Annotated in this window: 2 protein-coding genes; one reads left to right on the forward strand and one right to left on the reverse strand. The window is 31.6% G+C overall.

From position 1 onward, the window contains the following. The coding region (locus tag A194_RS18985) for a hypothetical protein (RefSeq protein ID WP_040403269.1) at positions 1–294 on the forward strand (294 nt) is incomplete at its 5' end. Between the two features lie 62 nt (positions 295–356). Here the strand turns inward: A194_RS18985 and A194_RS19575 are convergent. Then, the gene (locus A194_RS19575; protein ID WP_017187804.1) at positions 357–1,817 is read right to left on the reverse strand and encodes a hypothetical protein; all 1,461 of its coding nucleotides are present in this window, start codon (positions 1,815–1,817) and stop codon (positions 357–359) included. Positions 1,818–1,920: the final 103 nt, after the last annotated feature.

A 1,920-nucleotide genomic window follows, 5' to 3' on the forward strand; every position in this document is an offset into this window, starting at 1 on the left:
ACACATATTAACGGGGACGATTATGAGGATTTGGTATATGATGCCATACAGGAGTTGGAGAGACAAAATGCAATAAGGCTGCTGCCTGAATTAGAACGCACTGTCCTGCAATATGTTGAACAAGTTGAATTAGAGATTGCCGAGAATTCAAAAGATCTAGAAGAATATCTATCCTATAGCAAAATGTTAACACCCGCCGAAAGAGCAGCTAAACAATTTGGTCTTAGTTTAGATGAAGTAATAGATATATTACAATCAGCGACAGAGAAAGTTAGAGAACTATTAGTAAAGTAATAAGTTTATTCTAAAAGAGATTTGTATTGAAAAAGGCTAAGGTAGCCAAAACTTAAATAACTTTAAATGGAATTGTTATGAGGGTTGTTCAACTCGATTATTTTCTTAATTGTATAAAAGTTGCAACCAGTATTGCGTCTAATCTTTGAAATTGAATAGCCCTCTTCATGCATTCCTATTATCTCCTGTTTTTGACTTTTTCTATACTCCAATTCCTTTTGTGAAAAAGGACGACTCAATTTTACCTTATATCCATTTAATTTTAACCAGGTTGATAGGTTATCTCGTGAAATGCCTAATCTTTTGCTAATATATCTAATCGACTTTCCTTCTAGAAATAGTTTTGCAGCCTTTTGGTATCTCTCATCTTTTTTATGCAGATGTGCCAGCTTATCTATTTCTACTTTGTCTCTTATGTCTAGAAACTCCAAATAACGGTTATACTTCCTTTCTAAATAGATCCCTGCATCTTTGTACATATATTCTAGTACTCTTAATGGGATCTTTACACCACTGTACCTCAGACTAAAAGCTTGACCATTTCGATCGAGTTTCCTTGTAGGTAAGTCTAATTCTTTTCTAAGCTCTTCTAAAAATCTCCTAGTTCCAATAAAGTTTACTGTACATTCTTGTCTATTTCTTCTTGAAGAAAAATTTAATGAACCATCTCCATCAAAGTATCCCCTTACAAAGTCACGTATTAGTTCTTTAGGTATCAATCCTGATTGAGGGAATGATAGCTTTAACGATTTGTTTTCTATACAACCTAAGTTTATTAGGTCATTCATTATTTTTTTTCTGTAAATAAAAAGAGTACAAGCCTTGTATAATTTTCCGTTTGAACCTATTATCTCTTTGTTTTTAATGGGGGTTGATGTACTTAGGAATTTCTTGAATTTCTCAATATGCAGTTTATCACTTTCCTTTAAAGTTAATTCTATATAATTTCTTTCTTTGTTTATATAACCATCAGCATAAAGGAAACCAAGCCAATATGATTTCTCTGGTGTGTCAATATTTTCGAATACATTTTCATTTATCTTATATCTTTTATCAATCTGAGTATCAATCCCTTTTTCATCTAGGAAATCCAGTAACGCATAATAACTAACCTTTGCTTCACGAGCAGCTATTAAAACAGATTTCTCTTTTTTGAAAATTGATTCACCTAATAGAAGTTTTTCTTCAAAATTATCTGGTTTATAGTTATTATTAGATTTTATAATGTGCCCTCTTTTTTTGAGCCAATATGAAAACCCCTGTCGTCCTAAGTGAAGTTTCTTTGTAATGCTTCTAATGGACATTCCATCAATAAATAATTCCTCGCCTTTTAAATATTTTTGTTTAATCTCTTCTTTGTTATGGTTACCTGCAATTACTTTTACTTGAATGCCTTTTGACTTAAGGTAAGAGGAAACCTTCTTTCTGTTTAGCCCTAATAGATCACCAATTTGGGAGCAAGATAACCCTTCTTTGTATAGCTCCTCAGCCTTAGAATATAAATAAGATGGTTCAAATTTCATAATGAGCCCTCCCTTTTTTAGGTACCCAACTCGTCTTGTATCATTATGAGAAATGTTTAAATATGATTATATAAAAAATATATAAAAACTATTGAAATCATAA

The sequence above is a fragment of the Alkalibacillus haloalkaliphilus C5 genome (assembly GCF_000269905.1).
Classification (GTDB): domain Bacteria; phylum Bacillota; class Bacilli; order Bacillales; family Alkalibacillaceae; genus Alkalibacillus; species Alkalibacillus haloalkaliphilus_A.